Annotated in this window: 1 protein-coding gene; it reads right to left on the bottom strand. The window is 76.4% G+C overall.

The genetic code is table 11. The annotated features are described in order from the left end of the window. Nucleotides 1-2,026 (bottom strand): type I polyketide synthase (locus GTW08_RS13210; protein ID WP_237453806.1); only part of this gene is annotated, 2,026 nt, incomplete at both ends.

Genomic DNA, 2,026 nt, shown 5'->3' with positions numbered 1-2,026 from the left:
CGTCGAACGCGTCGGCGAACACCGGGAACCGGGCGTGCAGCTCCCGGCCCATGCCCAGGCGCTGGGCGCCCTGTCCGGAGAACAGGAACGCGGTGCCGCGGGTGGCGGCGGCGCCGCGGGCGGCCTCGGTGGTCCCGCCGGGCCCGGCGAGCAGCACGGCGCGGTGCTCGAACAGGGCCCGTCCGGTGGCGAGGGTGCGCGCGACGGCGGTCGGGGTCAGGCCGGGAACGGCGGTGCGCAGGCGGTCGAGCTGGGCGTCGAGGGCGGCCTCGGTCCGGGCGGACACCGGCCAGGCGACGACCTCCGGGGCGGCGGCATCCGGGCCGGCGGCGTCCGGGGCGGCGGCATCCGGGGTGGCGGCGTCCGGAGGTGCCGGCTGCGTGGCGGGCGGCTGTTCGAGCACCACGTGGGCGTTCGTGCCGCTGATCCCGAACGACGACACCCCGACGCGGCGGGCGTGTCCGGTCTCCGGCCACGGGGTCCGCTCGGTGACCAGGGCGACGGTGCCGTCGGACCAGTCCACGTGCGAGGACGGCTCGGTGACGTGCAGGGTCCGCGGCAGCTCCCCGTGCGCCATCGACATGATCATCTTGATCAGTCCCGCGGCGCCCGCCGCGGACTGGGTGTGCCCGATGTTCGACTTCACCGACCCCAGCAGCAACGGCCGCTGCGGGTCCCGCTCCCGGCCGTAGGTGGCGAGCACGGCCTGGGCCTCGATCGGGTCGCCCAGCGGGGTGCCGGTGCCGTGCGCCTCGACGGCGTCGACGTCACCGGGCTCCAGCCCGGCGTCGGCCAGCGCCTGGCGGATGACCCGCTGCTGGGCGGGCCCGTTCGGAGCGGTGAGCCCGTTCGAGGCACCGTCCTGGTTCACCGCGGACCCGCGGACCACGGCGAGTACCCGGTGCCCGTGGCGGCGCGCGGCGGAGAGCCGTTCGAGGGTGAGCACAGCCGCACCCTCGGACCAGCCCGTGCCGTCGGCGGAGTCGGAGAACGCCTTGCAGCGCCCGTCGCCCGCCAGCCCGCCCATCCGGGAGAAGCCGGTGAAGTTCGCGGGGGTCGTCATCACGGTGACGCCGCCGGCGAGTGCCATGTCGCACTCGCCCGACCGCAGTGCGGCCGCGGCGAGGTGCAGGGACACCAGCGACGAGGAGCAGGCGGTGTCGACCGAGAGCGCGGGGCCCTCCAGGCCGAGGACGTAGGCGAGCCGCCCGGACACGACGCTGACGGCGAGGCCGGTGGTCGCGTGGCTCGCGATGTCGTCGGCGGAGCGCATCACCAGGCCGGAGTAGTCCTGACCGGACACCCCCATGAACACCCCGGTACGGCTGCCGCGCAGCGTGTGCGGGTCGATCCCGGCGCGCTCGGCGGCCTCCCACGCGACCTCCAGCAGGATCCGCTGCTGGGGGTCCATGGCCAGCGCCTCACGCGGGGCGATACCGAAGAACTCCGCGTCGAAGCCCGCGATGTCGTCGAGGAACCCGCCCTGGCCGGTGAGGTCGGCGGGCTCACCGCCACCCAGCGGCGGGTGCCGGTCCCACTCGCGGTCCGGTGGGAAGCCGGTGATCGCGTCGGTGCCGTTCGCGACGAGGTCCCACAGCTGCTCCGGGGAGCCCACGCCGCCGGGGAACCGGCAGCCGATCCCGACGACCACGACCGGGTCGTCGGCGTCGGCGCGGGCGACCACGGGGCCGTCGCCGACGGGGCCGGTGTCCTCGCCCGCGAGCTCCTCGAGCAGGTAGGCGGCCAGCCGCTCCGGGGTCGGGTAGTCGAAGATCAGCGTCGCGGGCAGGGTCAGCCCGGACGCGCTGCCCAGCCGGTTGCGCAGCTCGATCGCGGTGAGCGAGTCGAACCCGATCCGCCGGAACTCGTGACGGGCGTCGACGCCGTCCCCGGAGCCGAGGCCGAGCACGGTCGCGGCCTCGGTACGGACCAGCTCGACGAGGAACGCGCCCCGGCCGTCGGCGGGGAGCCCGGCGAGGCGCTCGGCCAGCCCGGCCCGGGCGACGCCCGCGGTGCCGGCGCGGCG

This window comes from Pseudonocardia sp. SID8383 (genome assembly GCF_009864975.1).
In the GTDB taxonomy this organism is placed as follows: Bacteria; Actinomycetota; Actinomycetes; order Mycobacteriales; family Pseudonocardiaceae; genus Pseudonocardia; species Pseudonocardia alni.
This window is presented reverse-complemented; position numbering and strand designations above follow the sequence as displayed.